Genomic DNA, 23,844 nt, shown 5'->3' with positions numbered 1-23,844 from the left:
CTTGGCCGGGGGCTGCGGCCCAGTTTCCGCGTTCCAGCGGCCGGCCTAGGCGGAAGTCCCGTTCAGCGCCTGCTGGATGTCCTCGAGACCACGCCCCCGCGTCTCGATGCCACTGCGCACCAGCATCAGCGCGGCCACTGCCATCGGAAGGGCGATCAGCAGGGCCGAGGTGGCGAAATGGCCGAACACGCCCATCACACCGAAGCCCGCGCCCAGGATGCCCCCGAACTTGGAACCCGCCGCGACGACGCCCGAGCCGGTGCCCCGCAGGTGCACGGGATAGATCTCCGCGGCATAGGGGATGAGCATCGCGATCACCCCGCTCGAGCTCACCAGCAGCAGGGCGGTGGTCAGCACCATCGCGAGGTTGGATTGCACCCGCGCCACCCCGAGGCCGAAAAACAGCAGCAGCGTCGCCGCGGTCAGCGCGATGAACAGCACCAGCGCCTTGATGCTGCTCCAGCGATGGTAGAGCCAGATGACGATCGCAATGCCGGGCAGCGCCAGCAGCGCCGACCGGGCCAGCAGAGAACTGGCCGCAGTGGCATCCATGCCCATGGTGCCGAGATTGGTGGGCAGCCACAGCAGGAACCCGAAGTTCACCAGCCCCCAGGCCACGCCGCAGACCATCAAGCCCCAGGTGATGCGCGCGTGGCTGCCGCGCAGCAGTTGCCGGACGCCGCCGGCCGGCGCCTCCTCTTCGGCCACCACGGCGGCAGCGCCGGCCTGTCCGTTGCCCGTCGCCTCCTTGCCGGCAAAGCGCGCGAGCACCGCTCGTGCCTCGTCATCGAGCCCTACATTGACGAGGAAGCGCGGCGACTCCGGGATGTAGCGGCCCAGGAAGACGATCAGCAGGCCGGTCGGCAGGCCAAGCAGCCATAGCGCGCGCCAACTGAATTCCGGCACCAGCAGCGCCGCCGACCCGGCCGCCAGAAGGTAGCCGGCCGAGGTGCCCACGCCACCCAGCGCCACCAGCAGCCAGCCGCGGTGCGCGGCCGGCACGGTTTCAGCCATCAACGTGAAGGTGATGGGCAGCAGGCCGCCGGCCGAAGCGCCCATCAGAAAGCACATCGCGAGGTTCCACCCGAACGCGGGCATGGCACCGCAGATCGCGGTGCCGATGAACATCAGCGCCGACAGCAGGATCGCCGCGCGTCGGCCGAACACGTCGGCCAGCCGGCCCCACAGCACCGAGCCCACCGTGGTCCCGGTGAGCGCCACCAGCGCGAGGAGGCCGGCCGTCTGCTTGCTGATCTCGTATTCCTGGGTCATGCCGGGCATCACGAAGCCCAGCGTGGCGGGCTTGAGCACGTCGACCGCCAGGGCGATCACCAGCACGGTCACCAGCTTCCAGTGGGCGCCGTTCAGCGGCACGCTGTCGGCCACGTGGAACTGCAGGTGACGATCGGCGTGCAGGCTTTTCTTCATCTGGGCGATGCGCGGCATCAGGCCGTACATGGCGAGCAGCACGCCCAGCGGGATCATGGCCATGCCGGCGAGCATGGTGGCGTCCATTTCCATGCCGACCATCTGGTAGCCCGTGTGGCGGCCCATCATGAACATCGGCACATGGGCCAGCACCCCGCCGATGATGGCAATGCAGCCGAGCCAGAAGGCGACGGGATGGTGAAAGGCGAAGTTCTGAGGTTTCATGCGGTCTCTTGCGGCGGCACATGGTAGCCAAAGTGCTCAGCGGCAGAAGGTCCAGCCGCCCACCTCGAGATGGAAATGATCGGCATGCAGGGTGTTGTAGTCGGGGCCGAGCACGCCTTCGAAAAACCGGCAGCCGCCCGCATGGACGTCGCGCAGGAAGAGCGCCTCGGCGCCGTCTCCGCCCCAGTCGCGACGCACGGTGATGCGCGTCCGGTCTTCGCGCACGAAGCCGGCGATGTCGATCGCGTCCGCGGTCGCATGGCGGCTGCGCCGTCCGTCGCGCGTGCTGCCTTCGCCCGTGTTGATGTTGCGGCAGGCGTAGCTGCCGAGGTGCTCCACGGTCGCGATCGGGCTGCCCAGCCGCCGCGACGCGGCCGGCTGCAGCGCGTGCCGCTCCCACATGGCAAAGGACAGCGCCGCGCGGCAGCTGACAAGCGTCGGCGAGGACAGCGAGACGCTGCGGCCGCCGCGCAGGCGCAGGGCATGGGTCAGGTCACAGCCGGGACCGGTGTTGCGGTCGGCCACCCGCTCGTACTGCAGACCCGACTGCTCGAGCACGGCGAAGCAGCGCGCAGGGTCGGATCTCGCGCGGCGCAGCTTGAGGCCGGTGAGGAAGTTCGGCTCCGCTGCCACGTCCAGCGGCGTCCGAGGGTCGAAGCGATCGGGGATCTGGAGCGCACCGAAGTGCAGCGCTGCCGCCAGCGAGGCCGCCAGCGCAATCAGAAAAACGAGGAACAGGCCAGGTCGTGAAAACGGGCGCACACCCGACTACAACACGAAGTGCGCCACGGTCACATAGTGGCTGGCGGTTCCGGCCAGCACGAACAGGTGCCAGGTGCCGTGCGCGTGCCGCCAGCCCAGCGGATTGCGATAGAAGACGGTCCCGGCCGAATACCAGAGGGCGCCCCCCAGCAGCCACGCCAGCCCGGCGCCGTCGAGCCGCTCGACCAGCGGCACGGCTGCCAACACGCCCAGCCAACCCATGCCCAGATACAGCGCCAGCGAGGGGGCGGGCGGCTCGCCCCGCCGCAACTCGCGCGCCATTCCGAACAGCGCCGCGCTCCAGGCTGCGGCCAGCAGCGCCCAGCCCCAGGCGCCTTGCAGGGTGACCAGTGCGAAGGGGGTATAGCTGCCGGCGATCAGCAGGTAGATCGCGCAATGGTCCACCCGCTGCCAGAACAGCTTCGTGCGGCCGCGCGTGCTGTGAAAGAGGGTGGAGGCGCCGTACAGCGCCACCATCGAGAGCCCGAAGACCAGCGCGCTTGCGGTCCTGGCTGGGTCATCGCCGGGGGCGGTCTTTGTCACCAGCAAGGCCGAGCCGGCCGTGGCCAGCATCAGGCCGAGCAGGTGGCTGTAGCCGTTGAAGCGTTCGCCTTGGTACATGGTGTCACCTCAAAGGAATGGTTGGAGTGGGCCTCGGTTTTGCTGCGCCGTCGTGACACATCAGACAACGAAGATCGCGACGGCACATCTGCCGTTGGCCTTAGACCTCCTGCATGCTGGGGACTGCCGAAGCAGTACGGCCGAGAGGGAACGTGCGGGATTCCCAGGCGCCAGCGCACTGGCTCAGGGGAACCAATGCCGTACGGTGACGGCGATCACGCGCGCCGCCTGTCGGCGCAGGTCCGCAGAAGGCAAGCGCTGCACCGGCACGCGTCGCGGTGCGGCCGGGCCGGCGATCAGGAACAGGTGTTGGCCACGCGCGAGAGCGGGGGCGGGTGGGGGGAGAGTCTGCATGCCGGGCGCCTCGGGTTTTTCTCAGGAAGGCATGGCATCTTATCTGTATAAAAATACAGTGTCATGACACGCTCCTGCCAAGGCCGCGGCGTAGAGTTCGCCGCCATTCGCGGACGCTCAGGCGGCTGACTGCGCATCTCAGCGCCGACCCGCGGGCCCGCGCTGCGCGTCGAGCGCGCGGGCCTGCGATGCCGGCAGCGCCAGTGGCTCTCCGTGCCAGCGCGCCGCCAGGAGCTCTGCGCACAGCGCCGCAAAGCTGAGGCCGCGCGACCCCATCGCGGTGCACAGCCACGGGCCGGCCGGCGCCTTGGCGCTGAGTGGGCCGACCAGGGGACGCCGATCGCTGGAGGCGCAACGTACGCCGGCCCAGGCCTGCAGCTCGCCGCGCTCGAACAGCGGTGCGAGCTGCCGCGCTGCCTCCGTGTGCAGGCGCGCGAGCCGTTGCCGGTTGGATTCGGTGTCTTCGCTGCGAAGCGTTGTTTCGGCGTCATCGCGATCGAAGGTGGCACCACTGAGCCAGAGCGCTCCAGCGGGATCAGGCACATCGGCAATCAAATGGCCATCGCCATTGATCGGCATCGGCGGCAAGCGCATGCCCTCGGCCATGCGCCCCCAGGCCAACTGCCCGCGCACCGGCTGCAGCGGCATTGCCGGAGCGAGTGCCGCGCTCTGGTGGCCGGCTGCGATCACGACGCGCTCCGCTTCGGCCAACAACTTGCCTTCTGCATCGCGCAAGACACAAGGTCCCGCGTCTCCTGGCAAAGCCTCGATTCGCGCAACGCGGCTACCCGTGCGGAGGCGGATGCCGGGCTGCCCCAGCCAGCCCTCCACCAGCCGGCCAGGCCGTACCCAGCCGCCACGGGCGTGCCAGATGCCGGCTGAATCGGCGGGCAGCCCCGCCTCGCGCAGTTGCTCGGGCGAGGCATGCCAGGACTCGTTGGGCCCATCGGCGTTCCAGCCTTGAGGCAGGCGGACCAGTTCGGCGCCACGGCGCTCGAGCACGCCGCTAGCGCGCCAGTCCGTGCCTTCTGCCAGCAGGGTCCTGGCCTGTTCCCAGGTGGCGCGCACGCCCGCACGAATGAGCCGCGAGAGCAGTGCGTCGTCAGGTGAGACATGCGGCGCAAGCATGCCCACCGGCAGACCCGACGCGCCTCCGGCAGGATGCGGGCCGGCCTCCAGGACCTGGACCTCCCAGCCGCGCCGCGCCAGGCTGGCGGCAACGGCTGCGCCGGCGAGCCCCGCACCGACGACTGCGCAGCGGCCTGGTGCCTGCACCGTGGCCGAATCCGGCGCCTGGCGACGCAGCAGCCACGACGGATCGAACACGCCCTGCAGGCAGTCGCGCTTGGGCGGCAGGCCGGGGGCCTTGTGCAGCCGGAAGCCGCAGGGCGCCAGGGCATCGCGCACCGGTCGCGCCACGCTCCAGGTTGCCAGTCGTGTGCCGCGACGCGCGAAGCGGGCAACGCTCTTGAGCGTCTCGGGCGACCACATTTGCGGATTGCGTTCGGGACTGAAGCCGTCCAGGAAAATGCTGTCGGCGTCGAAGCGATGCTGGGCGCGCAACATGGCTTGGACATCGCCGACGCAGAGGGTGAGCAGCACGCGCCCGCTTTCAAACACGAGGCGATGAAAGCCCGGCAGCAGGCCCCACCATTGCGCCGCCAGCGCTTCTGCCAGCGGTGCGAGTTCCGGATGGCTTGCCGCGGCCCGCAGGAGATCCTCGCGCCTGACCGGGTAGGCCTCGATCGAGACGAAGTGCAGCAGGCCCGGACGTCGCGGGTCTTCGCGCCAGGCTTGCCAGGTTGTCAGAAATGAAAGTCCAAGCCCGAAGCCTGTTTCGAGAACCCGCCATTGGCGCTGCCCGGACCAGGCTTCGGGCAGGTCGCATCCGCCCAGAAAGACATGCCGGGCCTGTGCCACGGCCCCAGTTTCGGAGTGATAGATGTCGCCGAAGCGCAAGCTTTTCGGCACGCCGTCAGCGCCCCAGGCGACCGGCTCGGCCATCGCGCGGGCGGACGGTCAGTCTGCGGGAGGGACGTAGCCTTGCGCGACGTCGGCGCCTTCGCCGAAGAAATGCTTTTCCATCTGGCGCGCCAGGTACTGGCGGGCGCGGGCATCGGCCAGGTTCAGCCGGTTCTCGTTGACCAGCATGGTCTGCTGCTTGAGCCAGGCAGCCCAGGCTTCTTTGCTGACGCTTTCCCAGAGGCGCTTGCCGAGTTCACCGGGGTAGGGCGGGAAATCGAGCCCTTCGGCCTCTTTGCCGAGCTTGATGCACTGGACCATGCGTGCCATTTGGATGCCTCTTGAAGCGGTGGGGTTGCTTAGTTGATTTGGCTATTTAGAACTGAGAACTCGGTCGTTCCAGTTTCTTTATGCCCAATTGAGAATTCTGAGCTTCACTGTTATGCCTTTCCGAAGCACAAGACCATGAGCTACCGCCGCGACTTTATCAAGCTTTCCCTTGCCGCCGCCGCAGCGGCCGGCATCGCCCTCACGGCGTTGCCGTCGTTGGCGCAGACCGTCACGCTGCTCAACGTCTCCTACGACCCGACTCGCGAGCTCTACGTCGACTACAACAAGGCTTTTGCCGCCTACTGGAAGCGCAAGGCGGGCCAGGACGTCACGATCAAGCAATCGCACGGCGGGTCGGGCAAGCAGGCACGCTCGATCATCGATGGCATCGATGCCGATGTCGCCACGCTGGCGCTGGCCGGCGACACCGATGCGCTGGTGACGCACGGCGGCCTGGTCAAGGCCGACTGGCAGAAGCGGCTGCCGCACAACGCGGCACCGTACACCTCCACCATCGTCTTCCTCGTGAAGAAGGGCAACCCCAAGGGCCTGAAAGACTGGGACGACCTTGCCAAGCCCGGGCTCCAGGTCATCACCCCAAATCCAAAGACCTCGGGCGGCGCGCGCTGGAACTACCTGGCGGCATGGGAGTTCGGCAAGCGCAAGTACGGCGGCGATGCCCAGGCAAAAGAATTCGTGGGCAAGGTCTTCAAGAACGTGCCGGTGCTCGACACGGGCGCTCGCGGTTCCACCATCACCTTCGTCCAGCGCGGCGTGGGCGACGTGCTGCTGGCATGGGAGAACGAGGCCTTCCTGGCGTTGAAGGAATTCGGCCCCGAGAAGTTCGAGATCGTGGTCCCCTCTATCAGCATCCTGGCCGAGCCTACCGTGACAGTGGTCGACAAGGTGGTCGACAAGAAAGGCACGCGTGCCGTTGCCGAGGAGTACCTCAAGTACCTCTACTCCGACGAAGGCCAGGACATCGCCGCGCGCAATTACTACCGCCCGACCTCGGAAAAGGCGAGGGCCAAGTACGACAAGCAGTTCCCGAAGCTCACGCTGTTCAGCATCGACCAGGCCTTCGGGGGCTGGGCAAAGGCCGACAAGGAGCACTTTGCCGACGGCGGTTCCTTCGATCAGATCTACGCACTCACCAAGTAGGCGCGGACGCGTGACTGTTCTCCTGATCGCCGGCAGCCCGTCGGCTCCTTCGCGCTCGGCCGTGCTGCTCGATGCGGTGGCCGCAAGGCTCGCGCTGCGCGAGGTGCCGGTCGAGCGGATCGCGATCCGTGAGCTGGCGGCGCATGCGCTGGTGCTGGGAGAGGCCTCGCATCCCGCGATCCAGCGTGCTGCCGAGCAGCTGCGGCGGGCCGATGCGATCGTGATCGCGACGCCGGTCTACAAGGCCGCCTACAGCGGCGTGCTCAAGCTTTTTCTCGATCTGATGCCGCAGTCCGCCCTGCGCGGCAAGTCTGTGCTGCCGCTGGCCACCGGCGGCAGCCCGCACCACATGCTGGCGCTGGACTATGCGCTGCGACCGGTGCTGCAATCGATGGCGGCGCGCCACGTCCTGCCCGGCGTATATGCGACGGACAACCAGGTAACGCTGCAGTCCGAAGGCGCCTATCAATTGCAGAGCGAGCTGGCCCAGCGCCTCGACGACGCGGTGGAGGCGCTCGCGCACGAGGGGCTCAAGCTGCCGGCGACGAGCGGCTTCGAGCCGGTGCCGTTCTCGCGCGTGCGATGTAGCGTCTGAGCGCGGCGCTCGAGGCCCCGGCCACGCATCGCTGCTCCCCGTTTCCAAACCCTGTTCTCTTCGCCGCCGTGCGCGCGGCGCGGGATCCTTGACGCGTGAACAGCCCGCCGAATCCGAACCTCGCCACGCCAGCGATGGGCCGTGGCGTGCCCTACCCGCGCACAAGCTGCGCTGGCCCATTTGATTTTTTTCCTCCACCGATTCCAAACCCGAAAGAGCCCTGAATGTCCATCCAAGCCATCAACGTCCGCAACCAGTTCAAGGGCAAGGTTCGCGAGATCATCCGCGGTGACGTCGTTTCCGAGGTCGATGTCGAGACGGCCTGGGGCATCGTGACCTCGGTCATCACCACCCGTTCGGTCGACGAACTGCAGCTGAAAGTGGGTTCCGACGTGGTCGCGCTCGTGAAGTCGACAGAGGTATCAATAGCGAAGCTCTGAGGGTTGCCGAACCCCAAGAGCGGCTAACAATACCGTGTCATCGGCCGACCGGCGTTCTGGGTTGGGAGGCGCAGGGGCCCCCGGGGGGCGTACACAGGCCTTTACCCGACCGACCGAGGGAGCCTACAGCTGCGTCTTCACCTCCAGCGGCGCCGGCATAGCCATTTCGTAGCGGTCCAGCCAAGGCTGCAATCCCTTCAGGATCACATCGTCCAGTGGCAGACCGCGTTCGAGCGCCGATTGCCTGGCCTGGGCCGCGCGGTCGCCTGGAACCCGCACCTTCTCGACGCCTGGCAGGGGCGGCGTGTCACGGCACGCGGCGGCCAGATGCGTCGTCTGGCGCGTGAACGCGGTGCTGCCGCCGAACGCGCTGGGGTCCATCACCTGCACGAAAAGCGAGACACTGGTGCCGCTCGGCTCGTCGGCGCGTCCGAAGCCTGATAGGCCCTGGGTCAGTGCCTCCACGAGCAGCGCGAGGCTGTAGCCTTTGTGGCCATGGTCCAGGCCACCGACAGGCAGCAGGCTGCCGCCCTGGTCGACGACGACAGCGGGATCGGCCGAGGTGTTGCCGTCCCGGTCGAGCACCCATTCCGCAGGAAAGCTGCGGCCCTCGCGTGCCAGCTGCCGCGCGCGGTTCAGCGTCGTGATGGACGCACTGATGTCCAGCAGGATCGGATCGCCGTCGGTCGGAATGCCCGCGGCGATCGGGTTGGGTGTGAACACGGCCTTGCGTCCGCCGAAGGGCGCCACTCCCGCCACCGATGGGGTGGAACTGGCCATCAGCAGCAACATGCCGCGCTCGGTCGCCCGTGACATGTAGGCCGCCAGCGCGCCGACGTGGCCGCAGTCGCGGATGACCAGCGTCACGGTGCCATAGGTACGCGCACGCTCGATGGCCAGTGCGACGGCCTGGGAGGCCAGCCAGGCCCCGGGCAAGCGGTGGCCGTTCCAGACCACGCAGGCCCCGCGGTCGGAGACCACCTCCGGCGCACCGGCGAGCCGCATGGCGCCTGAGCGCGCTGCCTCCAGGTACCAGGGCACCAGTGCCAGTCCGTGCGTGGCGTGCCCGATGAGGTCTGCTTCCAGCAACACCTGCGTGACCGCCTGCGCCGCTTCGGGCGTCAGCCCGGCCTTACCGAACAAGGCCAGCACCGTCGCGCTGAGCATATGCAGTTCGAAGCGTTGTGCCATTCCAGTCTCCACGCGCGATCCCCTGCTAGTCGAACTTGGCGCCGGAGTCCTTAACGACCTTGGCCCAGCGTTCTTTTTCTTTTTTGATGAAGTTGCCGAACTCTGCCGAGCTGCCTGGCTGGTACTCAGCACCTAGTTCCTGCAGGCGCTTTTGCATCTCCGGCGTTGCCAGGATCTTCTGCAGGGTGGCGTGCAGCGTTGCTACGACGGGCGCGGGCGTGCCGGCGGGCGCAACGACGCCCTGGAACGAGCCGGTCTCGAAGCCTTCCAGCTGGGCAGCCTCGGCCACGGTGGGAATCTCCGGCGCGGCCGGAAAGCGCTTGCTGCTGGAGATCGCCAGGGCCTTGAGCTTGCCGCCTTTGACCATCGGGTAGGTGGCGACCATGCCGTTGAACAGCACGTCCGCTTGGCCTGCGACGACGTCGTTGATGGCCTGGGCGCCGCCCTTGTAGGGGACGTAAGTCCAGGCAATCCCTGTGCGCAGAGCGAAGTCGATACCGGCAAGATGGTTGGCGCCACCCGTGCCGGAGATGGCGAAGTTGAGCGAATCCGGCTTGGCCTTGGCCAGCGCGATCAGCTCTTTGACGTCCTTCACCGGTAGCCCGGGCGATGCGGCCAGGATGTGCGGCGAGTAGGCCACCAGCGAGACCGGTGCGAAGTCCTTCACCGGGTCGAACGGCAGGCCGCGGAACACACTCGGCGCAATGGCCAGCGAACCGATGTCGGTGAGCAGCAGCGTGAGCCCATCGGCCGGCGCCTTGGCCACGAAGTCCGAGCCGAGGTTGCCGGTCGCACCGGCCTTGTTCTCGACGAGGATGTTGGCGCCCAGCAGTTCACCCATCCGGGGTGCGAGCACGCGGGCCAGGATGTCGGACGTGCCCGCGGCCGGGTTCGGCACGATGATGCGGATGTTCTTGCCCTTGAAGTGGGCGCTCGCGGGATCGGCGGCCTGGGCGGTGCCGAACAGGGCCGTCGTGCCGACGAGCGCAGCGGCTTGGACCAGTGCGCGGACGGCGGCGCGCCGCGGCAACAGGCAGTTGCGTTTCATGGGTGTGTTCTCCTTTGGTTGACCAGCTGTCTCGATCGGACACGCAGGCGCAGGGCCCACGTTGTCCGCGTTTGCATCGGGCAGTTCTCGTGGGGCGGCCGTCAATCGGCAGGACGTAGGCCCCGGCGGGTCGCGCTCACTGCACCTTGATTCCCGCTTCCTGGATCACGCGCGTCCAGGTCGCCGTCTCGCGGCTAAGCATCGCGCGCATGTCCTCGGCCTTGCCGGACTGCGGCTCGGCCCCCAGCGCGGCCAGGCGGCTGCGCATGTCGGGCGAGTTGACCGCCGCCTCGACCGCGCCGGAGAGGGCGGACAGGACCGCCGCGGGCACCTTGCCGGTGGTGAAGACGCCGAACCAGCCGATCGCCTGGAAGTTGGGCATGCCGCTGTCGGCCACGGTCGGCACCTCCGGCAGCAGGTCCGTGCGCTTGGCGCTCGTCACCGCGATGCCGCGCAGCTGGCCGCTCTTGACGTAGGGTGCCAGTACGGCGATGTTGTCGATGCCGGCCTGCAGGCGGCCAGCCAGCAGGTCTGGCATCAGGGCTGCCGTGCCCTTGTAGGGAATGAACTGCATGTCGACCGCGGCGCTGCGCTTGATCTGCTCCCAGGCAAGGTGCTGCGCGCCCCCGGGCGTCGAGCCTGCATAGGACACCTGCCCCGGATGCGCCTTGGCGTGGGCGATCAGTTCGGGCAGGGACTTCACCGCCAGCGAAGGGTGCACGACCATCACATAGGGCGTGGTGGCTACCAAGCCCAGCGGCTGCAGGTCCGTCTCCGGATTCAGTGTGGTGCCCGGATAGAGCGCGCGGTAGGTGGCCAGCTGGGCCGGCGCCATCAGCAGCGTGTAGCCGTCGGCTGCTGCCTTCGCGACCGATTCGGCCGCGATCAGGCCACCCGCGCCCGCCTTGTTCTCCACGACGACCTGCTGGCCCAGGTTCTCGCCCATCTTCTGGGCAACGAGCCGGCCGATCACATCGGTGGTACCGCCCGCCGGCGTGCCGACAAGCATGCGGATGGGGGCGGTCGGGAAGCGCGGCGTCTGCGCCATTGCGACCGGCAGCAGTGTCTGGGCGGCCAGCAGCAGGAGGGCCGCTCTGCGGCGCGTGAGGTGGGCTGAGTGCATGGAGTCTCCGTGTTCGTCGCGCCACTCCCTGGTGGCGCACGGATTTCAGCACCTGTCCCGATGACCGTCCAATGCGAATCTTGGTTGCGGTGAATCAACTCTTGAATCGATCCGGCCTCGGCGAAAGCTAGAACGCGTGGCCCAGGATGCGCGTGCGGATGGCCTCGACGGCCGGCGCGTCCACCGGATCGATCTTGCGCCAGATCAGGTGCAGCTCGGCCACCGGCGCCGTGGGCAGGTCGATGGGCAGGAAGACGACGCCGGGCAGTCCAAGCATGGCGTTGGAGGTGGGCATCAGCGCCACGCCCATGCCCGCACTGACGAGGCCGATCATGGAATAGGCCTGGCGCGCGTACTGCAGGTAGCGTGGCGACACGCCCTCTGACTCGAACAGGCGTACCAGCAACTCGTAGAAGTAGCCGCCCTGCGCCGGGTGGAACATCAACATGGGCTGCCTGTGCAGATCGCCGATGGAAAGGCGTTCGCGCGAGGCCAGCAGGTGGCCGGCAGGGACCGCTGCGATGAACGCCTCGCGCACCAGGCAGCAGGTGTCGAACTCGCCCCGGGCCCAGGGCATGCGCACCAGGCCCAGGTCCAGGCGGTCGGACCGCAGCGCATCGACCTGTTCATGGGTGCTGAGCTCCCGCAGATCCGTGTCCACGTCGGGGAAGTCGCGCGATAGCGCGGCGACCAAGGGCGGCAGCAAAGTGCAGCTGATGCCGGGGACGTAGCCCAGTCGCACCGAGCCGACGGTGCCGGAGGTCGCGCGCTGGGCCGTCAGCGAAGCCGCCTCGGCAACGCGCATCAGGTGGTCGGCCTCCGGCAGAAAGGCCCGTCCCGCGGCGGTCAGGCGCACCTGGCGACGGTCGCGTTCGAGCAGCACCACACCGAGCGCGTGCTCGAGCTGCTGGATCTGCCGGCTCAAGGGCGGTTGCGTCATGTGCAGACGCTTGGCGGCCCGCCCGAAATGCAGTTCCTGCGCAACGGCGACGAAACAACGAACTTGGCTGAACTGGATCATTGCGGAACGGCCGTGGAAGCTGCGGAGGGGTGATCTGCTGATCGCGCAGGATTGTCTCAGGGGCGAAGCTGACCGAACGGCGACGGGCAGCTAAGTCCCCACCGGCCGCGGCCGGCGCCCATTTGCCGCAACAATGGGTGCCACAAGGAGAAAGCCATGGCCGGATTCGAAGTGGGTGAGATCGTGTTCGCACTGCGCGAGGCGCGCGAGGAGTGGCGCGATGCGCAGAAGCGCTCGCGCGAGCCGGGCAGCCGCGAGTTCCCCTCGCGCGATGCGCTGGCTGCGATCGTGGAGTCGCTGAAAGGCGCGCTGTTCCCGATGCGCCTCGGCCCGCCCGAGCTGCGCCACGAGGGCGAGGACTTCTACGTCGGCCACACGCTCGATTCGGCACTGCAATCGCTGCTGGTGCAGGCCCGGCTGGAGCTTCGCTACAACGCGCGCCACCAGCCGCGCGAAGCGGCCGCCATCGATGGCGAGGCGCAGCAGGCCGTGCGCGACTTCGCGGGCGCGCTGCCAGCGATCCGCCGGCTGCTCGACGGCGACGTGCTCGCGGCCTACCAGGGCGATCCGGCCGCACGCAGCGTCGACGAAGTGTTGCTGTGCTACCCGGGCATCCTCGCGATGATCCATCACCGGCTTGCGCACCGGCTATATGGGCTGGGCTTGCCGCTGCTGGCGCGCATCGTGGCCGAGCTCGCGCATGCGCAGACCGGCATCGACATCCACCCAGGCGCACGCATCGATGCCGGCTTCTTCATCGACCACGGAACTGGGGTCGTGATCGGCGAGACCACCGTGATCGGCAAGCGCGTGCGGCTGTACCAGGCGGTGACCCTCGGCGCCAAGCGCTTTCCGACAGACGCGGACGGCAACCTGCAGAAGGGCCTGCCCCGGCATCCGGTCGTGGAAGACGACGTGGTGATCTATGCCGGCGCCACCATCCTCGGCCGCGTCACGCTCGGCAAGGGCGCCGTCATCGGCGGCAACACGTGGATCACCGAGGACGTGCCCGCCGGTGCCAACATCACCCAGGCCAACCTGCAGAAGGCGGGTTGCGACTAGATCGCGAATGAGCTTGTCCGGAAAAGGTCTAACGCGCTTCGCATAATTTGCCGGACCTTCCGCCCATCACTTTTTTCCAGGAGCTTTCATGAGCCAGACCCGAATCGCCGTCATCGTCGGCAGCCTGCGCAAGGATTCGTTCAACCGCAAGCTCGCACTTGCCATCGCGCATCTCGCACCTTCGGACTTCACCTTCGAGCACCTGCGCATCGACGACCTGCCGCTCTACAACCAGGACGATGACGGGAACCAGGCCCCTTCGGTCAAGCGGCTCAAGTCGGAGATCGCGGCCTCGCAGGGACTGCTGTTCGTGACGGCGGAGTACAACCGGTCCATGCCGGGCGTGCTCAAGAACGCGATCGACCACGCCTCGCGGCCGTACGGGCAGAGCGCGTGGGCCGGCAAGCCGGCGGGCGTGATCGGGGTCTCGGTCGGCGCCATCGGGACGGCGCTCGCGCAGCAGCACCTGCGTAATGTGCTCGCCTATCTCGACGTGCCCACCATGGGTCAGCCCGAGGCCTTTATCCAGAACAAGGAAGGCTTGTTCGACGACAAGGGCCACATCGCTGAAGGCAGCAAGAAGTTCCTCCAGGGCTGGGTGGACAGCTATGTGGCCTGGGTCAAGCGCCACGGCAGCTGAGAGTTGCCTGGCAAAGCCGTGGTGGGCGGCACGCACTGGGCAATGATCGCGGGCGCCTGGCGCAGCGCCCGCCGCATTCATCAGGCTGCGAGAGCAGCGCGGTCCTGGTTCGCGGCTTCGGCCGTCGCAGCAAGGATGTCGGCACGGGCGGCGCTCATCGCGGCGGCCTTGGGCGCCTCGCCCATCGCCAGGCCCTCGGCGCGGACGAAGCGTACATCGGTGATGCCCATGAATCCGAGAATCACCTTCAGGTAGCTTTCCTGGTGCTCCATCGCCTGGCCGCCTTCGCTGGTCGAGTAGATGCCACCGCGGGTCGACGCCACGATCACGGTCTTGCCGCCGGCCAGACCGACCGCGCCCTTGTCGGTGTAGGTGAAGGTGCGGCCGGCTTGCGCCACGCGATCGATCCAGGCCTTGAGCTGAGTCGGCACGCTGAAGTTGTAGAGCGGTGCGCCTATCACGATCACATCGGCGGCCAGGAACTGGCTCACCAGCCGCTCGGAAATGGCATTTTCCCTTCGCTGAGCTTCGGTGGGGTTGGCTTGGACACCCACCTTGATGCCGAGCGCATCGGCATTGAAGTGGTTGGGTGCTTCGATGGCGAGGTCGAGGTGCTCGACGCTCGTGTCCGGATGGTTCTTGCGCCATTCGGCCACGATTTCCGCGGTGAGCTGGCGGGAGACGGAGTTGGCACCCAGGACGCTGGAATCGACGTGCAGCAGTTTCATGATCAATCGCTCTCTTTCGATAAGGCGGCCGGCGCAGGGATCGGTCGGCATGAACTCAATTCTATTTTTGAGTCGATTGACTGATAAGACGGCAAAATTCACACACATCGTCCTGTTGATGGAACAATCCTCAGCATGCAAGACCTCAATGACATGGTTTTCTTCGCCGAGGTGGCAGAGCGCGGCGGCTTTGCCGCCGCCGGGCGAGCCCTGGGCATCCCCAAATCCCGGCTCTCGCGCCGCGTCGCCGAGCTGGAAGCACGACTGGGCGTGCAGTTGCTGCAACGCAGTACGCGGCAGCTCTCGCTGACCCCGGCGGGCGAGCTTTACCTGCGGCACAGCATCGCCATGCGCGACGCCGCCCAGGCGGCTGCGGAGGCCATCGCCCAGGTGCAGACCGAGCCGCGTGGCTTGGTGCGCATCAGCTGCCCCATCACGCTGGCGCAGAGCAACTTCGGCGTCCTGGTGGCGCAGTTCATGCGGCGCTACCCGGCGGTGCAGATCGAAATGCGCATCCTGAACCGGGCCGTCGACCTGATCGAGGAGGGCATCGACCTGGCCCTTCGCGTGCGGCCGGTCATCGAGGACAGCACGACGCTGGTTGCCAAACAGTTCGCCATGGCCCGGCCCGTGCTGGTGGCGAGCCCGGAGCAGTTGCAGCGCCAGGGCCCGGTTCGCGCACTGGATGATCTTGCGCGCCTGGACACCGTGGCCCAATCGGCAGCCGACGGGCGCGTGAGCTGGTCCTTGGAGGGCCCTGGCGGCGCGATGCGGACCGTGCAATTCAAACCGCGCTATCTGGCGGACGATCTCCTGACGCTCAAGTTCGCGGTCGTGGAGGGCGTCGGCGCCAGCATCCTGCCCGGCTACATGTGCAAGGAGGACCTGGAGGCGGGCCGGCTCGTCGAAGTGCTGCCGGAGTGGAGGCCTCCGGCGGGCATCCTGCATGCGGTGTTTCCGTCTCGGCGGGCGCTGGTGCCGGCGATCCGCAAGCTGATCGACTTCCTCGACGAGCACGCCGGTGCCGACGGCTTCGAATTGATGGTGTGAAGCTCCTTATTCGCTATGGGCCATATTTAAACAAGTAGATATTCGTTTGGCTTCGAAGCAACGCTGCGCAGAATCGGCGGTCCTTCCTCCAGCCCAGAATAAAAGAGAGCCAACATGGCAAGCCTGCGCCCCGGCCACACGGTCCTCGGTTTCATCGGTCGATGGACGAACGCGTGAGCGCAGCGACCCTCATCATCGTGCCGGGCTGGCGTGACTCCGGCCCGGGCCACTGGCAGAGCCTCTGGGCCGAACGCATGCCGGACGCCGTGCGAGTGGTGCAGGACGACTGGGTCACGCCCAGGCGCGAGGCGTGGGTGGCCGCGCTCGGAAAACTGGTGCTGGAAAGCCCCGGGCCGGTTGTGATCGCCGCCCACAGCCTGGGCTGCATCGCGACTGTGCATCTGCCGGAAGCCGCGGCGTCCCGCGTCCGCGGCGCGTTGCTGGTGGCCCCTGCCGACCCTGAGCGTCGCGCGGCACTTGCGGACTTCGCGCCCGCGCCGCATGCCAGGCTGCCATATCGCAGCATCCTGGTGGCCAGCAGCAACGACCCCTACTGCCCGGTGCGCCTGGCCGGTGCCTATGCCCGCGCCTGGGGCAGCGAATTTGTTCGCATGCAAAATGCCGGCCATATCAACATTGATTCAGGGCATGGCGACTGGCCTTTGGGCCTGGCGCTGCTCCAGTCGCTGACAGGCGAACCCAGCACGCTGATCGGCGCCCGTTCCCCATTCGAACCATTGGCAACCTCATGACTTTCAAGACGACGAAGACAATCATTGCCGCCCTGGCGCTGGCGGCCGCTGCCGGTGCCGCTTCGGCGCAGACCCTGCTGAACGTGTCCTACGATGTGGCGCGCGAGTTCTACAAGGACTACAACGCCGCCTTCATTGCGCACTACAAAAAGACTACCGGCAAGGACGTCAAGATCGACCAGTCGCACGCCGGCTCCAGCGCGCAGGCGCGCGCCGTGGCCGACGGTCTGGCGGCCGACGTGGTGACCATGAACACCACCACCGACATCGACTTCCTGGCCAACGCCGGGGTGGTCGCCAAGGATTGGGCCAAGCGCTTTCCGCAGAACGCGGCGCCCACCACGTCGACCATGCTGTTCCTCACGCGGAAGGGCAACCCAAAGGGCATCAAGGACTGGGACGACCTCATCAAGCCCGGCGTGCAGGTCGTGATCGTCAATCCCAAGACCGGCGGCAACGGCCGCTACGCTTACCTCGCGGCCTGGGGCTACGTGAAGAAGAAGGGCGGCACCGATGCGCAGGCGGCGGAGTTCGTGGGCAAGCTGTTCAAGAACGTCCCCATCCTGGCGCGCGGCGGGCGCGATGCGACCACGGCCTTCCTGCAACGCAACATCGGCGACGTGCTGATCACCTTCGAGTCGGAAGTGGTCTCCATCGATCGCGAGTTCGGCGCCGGCAAAGCCGATGCAGTCTATCCATCGATCAGCATCGTGGCCGAAAACCCGGTGGCGGTGGTCGAGCGCACGGTGGACAAGAAGGGCACGGCCGAGCTCGCCAAGGCCTACCTCGACTACCTGTACTCCGATGAAGCCCAGGAAATCGCGGCCAAGCACGCGCTGCGCCCGCGCTCCGAGGCGGTGCTCAAGAAGCACGTCGCCACCTTCAAGCCGCTGCAACTCTTCACCGTGCAGGAACTGTTCGGCAGCCTCGGCGAGGCGCAGAAGGTGCACTTCAACGATGGTGGGCAGTTCGACAAGCTTTACACGCCTGGCGCGAAATGAGCGCCGCGCCGAGCCGCCTCGACCAACCAAACGGCCCCCTGGAAGGGCAACGAGGACGCATCAGCGCCGGGCGCGGGGGCCACGCCCTATGAGCGGAGTTCTCTCTTCGGCGCTGCCGTCCTCGGCAGCGCCTTCGCCGCGTCCGGGCAACACAGGGGTGTCCCGGCGCGTGCTGCCGGGCTTTCATCTGACGCTCGGGTTTTCGATCTTCTATCTCTGCCTCATCGTGCTGATCCCGCTGTCGGCACTGGCGTTCAAGACGTCGTTGCTCAGCTGGGAGCAGTTCTGGACGGCAGTGACCGCGCCGCGTGTGATGGCTTCGTATCGCCTGACCTTCGGCGCCTCGCTCATCGCGGCGCTGGTCAACCTGGTCTTCGGACTGCTGGTGGCCTGGGTGCTGGTGCGCTACAAGTTTCCCGGCAAGCGCATCGTCGATGCGCTGGTCGACCTTCCGTTCGCGCTGCCCACGGCCGTCGCGGGCATTTCGCTGACGGCGCTGCTCGCCGGCAATGGCTGGATCGGCCAGTACCTCGAGCCCATGGGCATCAAGCTCGCCTTCACGCCTGCCGGCGTGGTCATCGCGCTGATCTTCATCGGCCTGCCGTTCGTGGTACGCACCGTGCAGCCGGTGCTCGAGGACACCGAGAAGGAACTGGAAGAGGCCGCCACCAGCCTGGGCGCGACTCGGCTGCAGACCTTTACCAAGGTGATCCTGCCGTCGATCACCCCGGCCTTGCTGACCGGCTTTGCCATGGCGTTCGCCCGTGCGATCGGCGAGTACGGCTCGGTAATCTTCATTGCCGGCAACATGCCGATGATTTCCGAGATCACGCCGCTCATCATCATCGGAAAGCTCGAGCAGTATGACTACGCCGGCGCCACCGCGGTCGCGCTGGTCATGCTGCTCATCTCCTTCGCGCTGCTGCTGGTCATCAACGCGCTGCAGGCCTGGCAGCGGCGGCGTGGAGCGTCGGCATGAGACGCCGGGCCGCTCCCGAGTCGAATAGCACCGCAGTGCGAAGCACGAAGGTACACCAATGAGCAGCAGCCGCGCCGTTCGCCGCGCCAAGGCAGGCACCACCGAAGCGGCCTGGGTCCGCTTCACGCTGATCGGCCTCGCGCTGGCCTTCATGTTCCTGTTCCTCGTGCTGCCGCTGGCTGCCGTCGCGACCGAGGCCTTGCGCAAGGGCCTCGACGCCTACCTCGATGCGCTGAAGGAGCCCGATGCCTGGAGCGCCATCCGCCTCACGCTGATCACCGCCGCCATCGCGGTGCCGATGAACCTGGTCTTCGGTGTCGCCGCCGCCTGGGCCATCGCCAAGTTCGAGTTCCGCGGCAAGGCGCTGCTGACCACGCTGGTCGATCTTCCCTTCGCGGTGTCGCCGGTGGTGGCGGGCCTGATCTACGTGCTGGTCTTCGGCGCGCAGGGCTGGTTCGGGCCGTGGCTGCAGGCGCACGACGTCAAGATCATCTTCGCCGTGCCCGGCATCGTGCTGGCCACCGTCTTCGTGACCTTCCCCTTCATCGCGCGGGAGCTGATCCCATTGATGCAAGCCCAGGGCACCGAGGAGGAACAGGCGGCCATCGTGCTGGGCGCCACCGGCTGGCAGACCTTCCGGCGCGTGACGCTGCCCAACATCAAGTGGGGCCTGCTGTACGGCGTGATCCTGTGCAACGCGCGCGCCATGGGCGAGTTCGGCGCAGTGTCGGTCGTCTCGGGCCACATCCGCGGACAGACCAACACCATGCCGCTGCACGTCGAGGTGCTCTACAACGAGTACCAATCGGTGGCGGCCTTTTCGGTCGCTTCGCTGCTGGCCATCCTGGCGCTGGTCACGCTGGTCATCAAGTCGGTCATCGAATGGCGCCATGAGCGCGAGATGAAGGCACTGGCCGAGCTGCCGCCCGAGCGGCCGCTGTCGGCTGCTGCGGGGACCTGAGGAGAACAGAACATGAGCATTGAAATCCGCAACGTCAGCAAGCAGTTCGGCGACTTCCACGCGCTGCGCGACGTCAGCCTCGACGTCGACTCCGGCGAGCTGGTCGCGCTGCTGGGCCCCTCGGGCTGCGGCAAGACCACCTTGCTGCGCATCATCGCGGGCCTGGAAACGGCCGACGCCGGCAGCATCCTGTTTGCCGGCGAGGACACCACCGACGTGCACGTGCGCGAGCGCCAGGTCGGTTTCGTGTTCCAGCACTACGCGCTGTTCCGCCACATGACGGTGTTCGAGAACGTGGCCTTCGGCCTGCGCGTCAAGCCGCGCGGCCTGCGCCCGGGCGAGGCGCAGATCAAGGCCAAGGTCCACGAGCTTCTCAAGCTGGTGCAGCTGGACTGGCTGGCCGACCGCTATCCGGCCCAGCTCTCGGGCGGCCAGCGGCAGCGCATTGCACTGGCCCGCGCGCTGGCGGTCGAGCCCAAGGTGCTGCTGCTCGACGAGCCTTTCGGCGCGCTCGACGCCAAGGTCCGCAAGGAGCTGCGCCGCTGGCTGCGGCGGCTGCACGACGAACTGCACGTCACCAGCATCTTCGTCACCCATGACCAGGAGGAGGCGCTTGAAGTCGCCGACCGCGTGGTGCTGATGAACAGCGGCCGCATCGAGCAGGTCGGAGCGCCGCAGGACGTGTGGGACCATCCGGCCAGCCCCTTCGTCTACGGCTTCCTCGGCGACGTCAACCTCTTCCACGGCCGCGCGCACGAGGGCGAGGTGCATGTCGAAGGTATCCGCATCGACTCGCCCGAGCATCGGGATTTGCGCGACGGCAAGGCGCTGGCCTATGTGCGGCCGCACGACCTTGACGTCGAGCGTTACGTGCCCGGAGCCAGCGGTATCGTTGCGACCTTGAGCCGGGCCATCGTGGTCGGGCCCATTGCGCGGCTGGAACTCGAACCGGTGGAATCGAATCCAGACAATCCTGGTTCCGGAACCATCATCGAGGCGCAACTTCCTGCGCAACAGTTCCGCGACCTGGGCCTGCGCGAAGGCGAGACGGTAGTTGCAACGCCGCGCCGGGCCCGCGTCTTCGTAGAGGGGCACTGATTTGTTCAACTGGTATTTCGGAGCGCCGCGCCGCGCGCTCGCGCTGATCTGCGCCGCTTGCGTGGCGATGCTGGCCTTCGGGCTCTACCTGCAGCACGTGGTGGGCCTCGAGCCGTGCCCGATGTGCATCGTGCAGCGCTACGCGCTGGTGCTGGTGGCGGTGTTCACGGGCCTGGGGGCGCTGAGCAAGAGCCGAGGCCTGCAGCTCACCGGCGCGACCCTGGCGCTGGTGATGGCCATCGGCGGCGCCTACACCGCCGCGCGCCAGAGCTGGCTGCAGTGGTATCCGCCTGAAGTCGTGTCCTGCGGGCGCGACCTGTACGGGATGATCGAGACCTTCCCGCTCAAGCGGGCGCTGCCGATGATCTTTCGGGGCGGCGGGGACTGCACGCAGATCGACTGGACCTTTTTGGGGCTGTCGATTGCAAACTGGTCATTCATCGCCTTCGTGGTGTTTGGCCTGCTGTTGCTGGGGCTGCTGTTCTGGCGTCGCGCTCCTCATGGCTGAACCCGCGCCTCGTTCCTCGTAGCAGACCTGGCAATGGGTCAAACTACAAGCAGCGCAGGATCAATCAATGCCTGCGACGCATCGGATATCTCCAGCTGATCTTCTAGCAGCGGCGACATGTTCGGTGGCATATCGGAATTTTCAGACCGATATCGGTTCAAGGCGGCCAAGACAGCCTGGAAACTGGTCTTTTTTTAATTGTCAGGAAGAGTGAGCCAGATATCGTCTACAAGTATCGCGGTCTGCGCCCAGGCGGGCCCCCAGCAGATCGTCAACGCGGTCTCGCGCGATCGCCGCCGCAAGGAGGTCTGGTCAGGTTTTGAGGCAGCTCGCATCGCCGATGCGCTACTGCCGCGCAAGCAGGAGCCGCCGCTCAAAGCGGCAGCGTGTCGAAAGCCGCGTAAGAAGTCGCCAGCCAGCTCTTGACGCGCTGGCGCTCCAGCAGTCCGAGCGCGTTCGGGCCCTCGCGGTCGTGGACCGCTTTCCAGAAGCTGGTGTTGCGCGCATCGATCTTGCGCATGCTCGCGTCGTGCAGGCGGGGCAGGGTGATCACGCGCGCCCCATGCGCCGTCGCCTTGCTGAGCGACTGCGAGCCGAGCAGCAGGGCGAAGTCGTTGCCGCGGCCGTAGTTCTGCACCACGATGTAGTTGGGCCGGTTGCCGAAAGTGTCGACCAGCGTGCCTAGCAGGTCGCTCGAATCCTTGCCGTCGTCCAGCACGTGCCAGAAGTTGACCGTCACGCCGAGCCCGGCGAAGACATCGAAAAGCTCCGAATCCTTGATCCAGCGCGCCAGCGGCGCGAGCGTCTGCGCTGCAAGGTCGACGATCACGCTCTGCTCCGGATGCGTCTCGAAGCCGTTGACCACCGTGTCCAGCCCCTCGTAGCTGTCAACCACCACCGGCGAGGCGAAGCCCTCGTAGAAGCGGGTGAAGGAGCTGTGCGATCGATCCGTGTCGAAGCCCACGAAGGGCTTGCTGTGGTCGATGAAGTACTGCGCCAGAACCCGTGCGGAGACGGACTTGCCGACTCCGCCTTTTTCGCCGCCGATGAAGTTGATGGAGCTCATGAAGTGCTTCGGAAAAGATGGGATGGAGAAAGCGGAAGCATTCTAGGTGCCAGCTGCCGCGCTGACGGCTGCCACTTCCCACTTGAACCTAGCCGTGCGCTGGCATCGCTCAGTTTCGTCAGTCCAACTTGAGGCGTCCCGAGAACGTCGCTTGAATCCCACCATCCGGAATCGTGAGCTCCATGAAGTTGCGTTCCTTGTCGTCATCGGTCGTCACGGTTGTGTGCGCCGTGTCTCCATGGACGACAAACTCAGCCTGGCAATGGACACCAATGATCTCGTTCTCGCCTAAAGGCAAAAATTCTTCCTGCCCGAGTTTTGCTTCGTAATACATCTGCCATTCGATCGACAACTTGAAGTCATTCTCCTGTTTGGAAAGCTTGAACCTGGCCCCGGCCAATCCTAGCGGGTTCACGATGTGCTCCCGGGAACCGTCTTCCTTCACCACATATACCTTCCGCACTTTTGTATTCATTGCGCTGATCAAGCGCAGGTGTGCCATTTCAAATCCGTCAACATTTCTCAGGCCCCGCGCAATGGCGCCCGGGGTACTCTGATGAAGAATTGCGGATAGAACGGTCGTTGCGGCGTCAGAGCCTGAAAATGCACGCAGGGCGAGGGTGACGGCCTCGTTGCGCTGTTTCTGTTTTTCTTTCGGAATATCGAGATCATAGGATCGAAATATACTCCCATCCTCGTCGCAAAATTCATAATCGAGTCGAAAGAAATCACTTTGCGCCTGGGGTGTTATCTTCTGGCCGGCAACTTCGGCGAGATTGCCATTCAAAGCGTTATTCTCAACCCTATTGAAATAGTCTTGAAAAGCCAGGTCCTCCAGCCCTTCAAACGCAGGAGAACCGCCTTCGAGAAATTTTGGAGTTGCGATGAGATAAGTGGTGCCGGTCAAATTGCCATTGTCATCCAGATTCACTCCTGTCGGCAGGGTCCCTCGGATACGTTGAAGCCTGGTCTTCTTGGCGTCGGCGTTGGCCTTTGTTGCGAATACACCTCTCTTTTGCAAGGGCTCTTGGCGCTTGGAATTGGCAAAAGCAGTTCTCTTGAACGCACTCCCGCGTGCGTATTCCGGCAAGCTGGGAAAATTTATCAGATGAGGTGGCGGCGTTGTTTCATGGTTCATTCCTGGAGATAGCTGACCTTCAAGCAGTAGATCTGCGTCCGACGAAGGAGGCGGCGCCTTCTTTACGGAGGCGGCATTCCGACTCAAGAAGGCGCGCGGAGATCGGGCTGACGAAGGCCTCGTTGATTTGAATCTATCTTTTGGAACAATGTTGACCAAAGCCTTGGATATCGATAGATTGATTTTCTTTTTCGCGGGTGTGTCGGCGCTATCGCTCCCACTGATTTCTGATTTGCTTTCTTTTTCAATTGACTTCGACTCTTCTCCCGTGCTGGAGGATAATTGTTGAGCTTCCATTTCGTTGCGCCTACGATTGAATTGAGGTCGAGGAATGGCTTTCGGGGAGTGTTTTTTTAAAACGATGTTGGGTAATTTTTTCTCTTCGGATGAAGACGAATCTGCTTTTGGGGTTTGCGTTTTTTCGCGCGTGAAAATCTTGGCGCGCGGGGTGAGGGCTGAAAATCTGGACATAATTAATTACTTTTGATGATGGATGGACGAAAATATGTAATGCTGTTTGGCTAGCTGATGAATGCAGGCTGCCGGTTTCAGAATTCTTTTTTGAGTCACCGCCAATATAACGGGAATCAACGAAAGCCG

At 65.8% G+C, this 23,844-nt stretch carries 25 protein-coding genes; 12 read left to right on the top strand and 13 right to left on the bottom strand.

Annotation, left to right across the window (positions count from 1 at the left end; translation table 11 throughout):
* Window positions 1-45 precede the first annotated feature (45 nt).
* From E5CHR_RS15870 to E5CHR_RS15845, 6 genes are all read right to left on the bottom strand, one after another.
* Window positions 46-1,653 (bottom strand): MFS transporter, encoded by a 1,608-nt coding sequence (locus E5CHR_RS15870; protein WP_162580743.1) that lies wholly within the window; start codon window positions 1,651-1,653, stop codon window positions 46-48.
* A gap of 36 nt (window positions 1,654-1,689) precedes the next feature.
* Complete coding sequence (locus tag E5CHR_RS15865; RefSeq protein ID WP_232062071.1) at window positions 1,690-2,415, bottom strand: extensin-like domain-containing protein; 726 nt, start codon at window positions 2,413-2,415, stop codon at window positions 1,690-1,692.
* Window positions 2,416-2,421: 6 nt separating this feature from the next.
* Window positions 2,422-3,036, bottom strand: a complete 615-nt coding sequence (gene trhA / locus E5CHR_RS15860; RefSeq protein ID WP_162580742.1) for a PAQR family membrane homeostasis protein TrhA — start codon at window positions 3,034-3,036, stop codon at window positions 2,422-2,424.
* 183 nt (window positions 3,037-3,219) lie between these two features.
* Window positions 3,220-3,390: a hypothetical protein gene (locus E5CHR_RS15855; protein WP_162580741.1), complete on the bottom strand. Its 171-nt coding sequence runs from the start codon at window positions 3,388-3,390 to the stop codon at window positions 3,220-3,222.
* A 138-nt stretch (window positions 3,391-3,528) separates the two neighbouring features.
* Entirely contained in the window at window positions 3,529-5,394 is a 1,866-nt protein-coding gene (gene mnmC, locus E5CHR_RS15850) for an FAD-dependent 5-carboxymethylaminomethyl-2-thiouridine(34) oxidoreductase MnmC (RefSeq protein WP_162580740.1), read from the bottom strand.
* Window positions 5,395-5,409: 15 nt separating this feature from the next.
* Window positions 5,410-5,682: an oxidative damage protection protein gene (locus E5CHR_RS15845; RefSeq protein WP_162580739.1), complete on the bottom strand. Its 273-nt coding sequence runs from the start codon at window positions 5,680-5,682 to the stop codon at window positions 5,410-5,412.
* A gap of 135 nt (window positions 5,683-5,817) precedes the next feature.
* On the opposite strand from E5CHR_RS15845, the gene E5CHR_RS15840 reads away from it, so the two are divergent.
* The 3 genes from E5CHR_RS15840 to E5CHR_RS15830 all read left to right on the top strand — a co-directional run bounded on the left by E5CHR_RS15840 (window position 5,818) and on the right by E5CHR_RS15830 (window position 7,878).
* The gene (locus E5CHR_RS15840) at window positions 5,818-6,843 is read left to right on the top strand and encodes a sulfate ABC transporter substrate-binding protein (RefSeq protein WP_162580738.1); all 1,026 of its coding nucleotides are present in this window, start codon (window positions 5,818-5,820) and stop codon (window positions 6,841-6,843) included.
* Window positions 6,844-6,853: 10 nt separating this feature from the next.
* On the top strand, window positions 6,854-7,438 hold the full coding sequence (gene ssuE / locus E5CHR_RS15835) for an NADPH-dependent FMN reductase (protein ID WP_162580737.1): 585 nt from the start codon (window positions 6,854-6,856) through the stop codon (window positions 7,436-7,438).
* A gap of 224 nt (window positions 7,439-7,662) precedes the next feature.
* Entirely contained in the window at window positions 7,663-7,878 is a 216-nt protein-coding gene (locus tag E5CHR_RS15830) for a TOBE domain-containing protein (protein WP_007829250.1), read from the top strand.
* A 123-nt stretch (window positions 7,879-8,001) separates the two neighbouring features.
* Here the strand turns inward: E5CHR_RS15830 and E5CHR_RS15825 are convergent, their stop codons facing one another.
* The 4 genes from E5CHR_RS15825 to E5CHR_RS15810 all read right to left on the bottom strand — a co-directional run bounded on the left by E5CHR_RS15825 (window position 8,002) and on the right by E5CHR_RS15810 (window position 12,261).
* Entirely contained in the window at window positions 8,002-9,069 is a 1,068-nt protein-coding gene (locus E5CHR_RS15825; protein WP_162580736.1) for an Ldh family oxidoreductase, read from the bottom strand.
* A 25-nt stretch (window positions 9,070-9,094) separates the two neighbouring features.
* Entirely contained in the window at window positions 9,095-10,117 is a 1,023-nt protein-coding gene (locus tag E5CHR_RS15820) for a Bug family tripartite tricarboxylate transporter substrate binding protein (protein WP_162580735.1), read from the bottom strand.
* A 136-nt stretch (window positions 10,118-10,253) separates the two neighbouring features.
* Entirely contained in the window at window positions 10,254-11,240 is a 987-nt protein-coding gene (locus E5CHR_RS15815; protein ID WP_162580734.1) for a Bug family tripartite tricarboxylate transporter substrate binding protein, read from the bottom strand.
* Window positions 11,241-11,367: 127 nt separating this feature from the next.
* Window positions 11,368-12,261 carry a LysR family transcriptional regulator gene (locus tag E5CHR_RS15810; protein ID WP_162580733.1) on the bottom strand — a complete coding sequence of 298 codons (894 nt, stop codon included), beginning with the start codon at window positions 12,259-12,261 and terminating at the stop codon, window positions 11,368-11,370.
* Window positions 12,262-12,417: 156 nt separating this feature from the next.
* Between E5CHR_RS15810 and epsC the strand changes: the two genes are divergently transcribed.
* Together epsC and E5CHR_RS15800 are read left to right on the top strand one after the other, a co-directional pair.
* Window positions 12,418-13,323, top strand: coding sequence for a serine O-acetyltransferase EpsC (gene epsC / locus E5CHR_RS15805; protein ID WP_162580732.1), 906 nt, complete (start codon window positions 12,418-12,420; stop codon window positions 13,321-13,323).
* An 88-nt stretch (window positions 13,324-13,411) separates the two neighbouring features.
* On the top strand, window positions 13,412-13,963 hold the full coding sequence (locus E5CHR_RS15800) for an NADPH-dependent FMN reductase (protein WP_162580731.1): 552 nt from the start codon (window positions 13,412-13,414) through the stop codon (window positions 13,961-13,963).
* Window positions 13,964-14,043: 80 nt separating this feature from the next.
* On the opposite strand, the gene E5CHR_RS15795 is transcribed toward E5CHR_RS15800, so the two are convergent.
* Window positions 14,044-14,691 carry an FMN-dependent NADH-azoreductase gene (locus E5CHR_RS15795; protein ID WP_162580730.1) on the bottom strand — a complete coding sequence of 216 codons (648 nt, stop codon included), beginning with the start codon at window positions 14,689-14,691 and terminating at the stop codon, window positions 14,044-14,046.
* A 135-nt stretch (window positions 14,692-14,826) separates the two neighbouring features.
* On the opposite strand from E5CHR_RS15795, the gene E5CHR_RS15790 reads away from it, so the two are divergent.
* From E5CHR_RS15790 to E5CHR_RS15760, 7 genes are all read left to right on the top strand, one after another.
* On the top strand, window positions 14,827-15,741 hold the full coding sequence (locus E5CHR_RS15790) for a LysR family transcriptional regulator (RefSeq protein ID WP_162580729.1): 915 nt from the start codon (window positions 14,827-14,829) through the stop codon (window positions 15,739-15,741).
* 173 nt (window positions 15,742-15,914) lie between these two features.
* On the top strand, window positions 15,915-16,493 hold the full coding sequence (locus E5CHR_RS15785) for an RBBP9/YdeN family alpha/beta hydrolase (protein WP_443083080.1): 579 nt from the start codon (window positions 15,915-15,917) through the stop codon (window positions 16,491-16,493).
* Window positions 16,490-17,494: a sulfate ABC transporter substrate-binding protein gene (locus tag E5CHR_RS15780; RefSeq protein WP_162580727.1), complete on the top strand. Its 1,005-nt coding sequence runs from the start codon at window positions 16,490-16,492 to the stop codon at window positions 17,492-17,494. Before E5CHR_RS15785 ends, E5CHR_RS15780 begins: the two co-directional genes overlap by 4 nt.
* 88 nt (window positions 17,495-17,582) lie before the next feature.
* Entirely contained in the window at window positions 17,583-18,473 is an 891-nt protein-coding gene (cysT, locus tag E5CHR_RS15775; protein WP_162580726.1) for a sulfate ABC transporter permease subunit CysT, read from the top strand.
* A 58-nt stretch (window positions 18,474-18,531) separates the two neighbouring features.
* Window positions 18,532-19,434, top strand: coding sequence for a sulfate ABC transporter permease subunit CysW (gene cysW / locus E5CHR_RS15770; RefSeq protein WP_162580725.1), 903 nt, complete (start codon window positions 18,532-18,534; stop codon window positions 19,432-19,434).
* A 12-nt stretch (window positions 19,435-19,446) separates the two neighbouring features.
* The gene (locus E5CHR_RS15765; RefSeq protein ID WP_162580724.1) at window positions 19,447-20,532 is read left to right on the top strand and encodes a sulfate/molybdate ABC transporter ATP-binding protein; all 1,086 of its coding nucleotides are present in this window, start codon (window positions 19,447-19,449) and stop codon (window positions 20,530-20,532) included.
* 1 nt (window position 20,533) lies between these two features.
* Window positions 20,534-21,040 carry a disulfide bond formation protein B gene (locus tag E5CHR_RS15760; protein WP_162580723.1) on the top strand — a complete coding sequence of 169 codons (507 nt, stop codon included), beginning with the start codon at window positions 20,534-20,536 and terminating at the stop codon, window positions 21,038-21,040.
* 373 nt (window positions 21,041-21,413) lie between these two features.
* On the opposite strand, the gene E5CHR_RS15755 is transcribed toward E5CHR_RS15760, so the two are convergent.
* Window positions 21,414-22,106 (bottom strand): mobilization protein, encoded by a 693-nt coding sequence (locus E5CHR_RS15755; RefSeq protein WP_162580722.1) that lies wholly within the window; start codon window positions 22,104-22,106, stop codon window positions 21,414-21,416.
* A 118-nt stretch (window positions 22,107-22,224) separates the two neighbouring features.
* Window positions 22,225-23,715, bottom strand: a complete 1,491-nt coding sequence (locus E5CHR_RS15750) for a hypothetical protein (protein WP_162580721.1) — start codon at window positions 23,713-23,715, stop codon at window positions 22,225-22,227.
* Window positions 23,716-23,844: the final 129 nt, after the last annotated feature.

Source organism: Variovorax sp. PBS-H4 (genome assembly GCF_901827205.1).
In the GTDB taxonomy this organism is placed as follows: Bacteria; Pseudomonadota; Gammaproteobacteria; order Burkholderiales; family Burkholderiaceae_C; genus Variovorax.
This window is presented reverse-complemented; position numbering and strand designations above follow the sequence as displayed.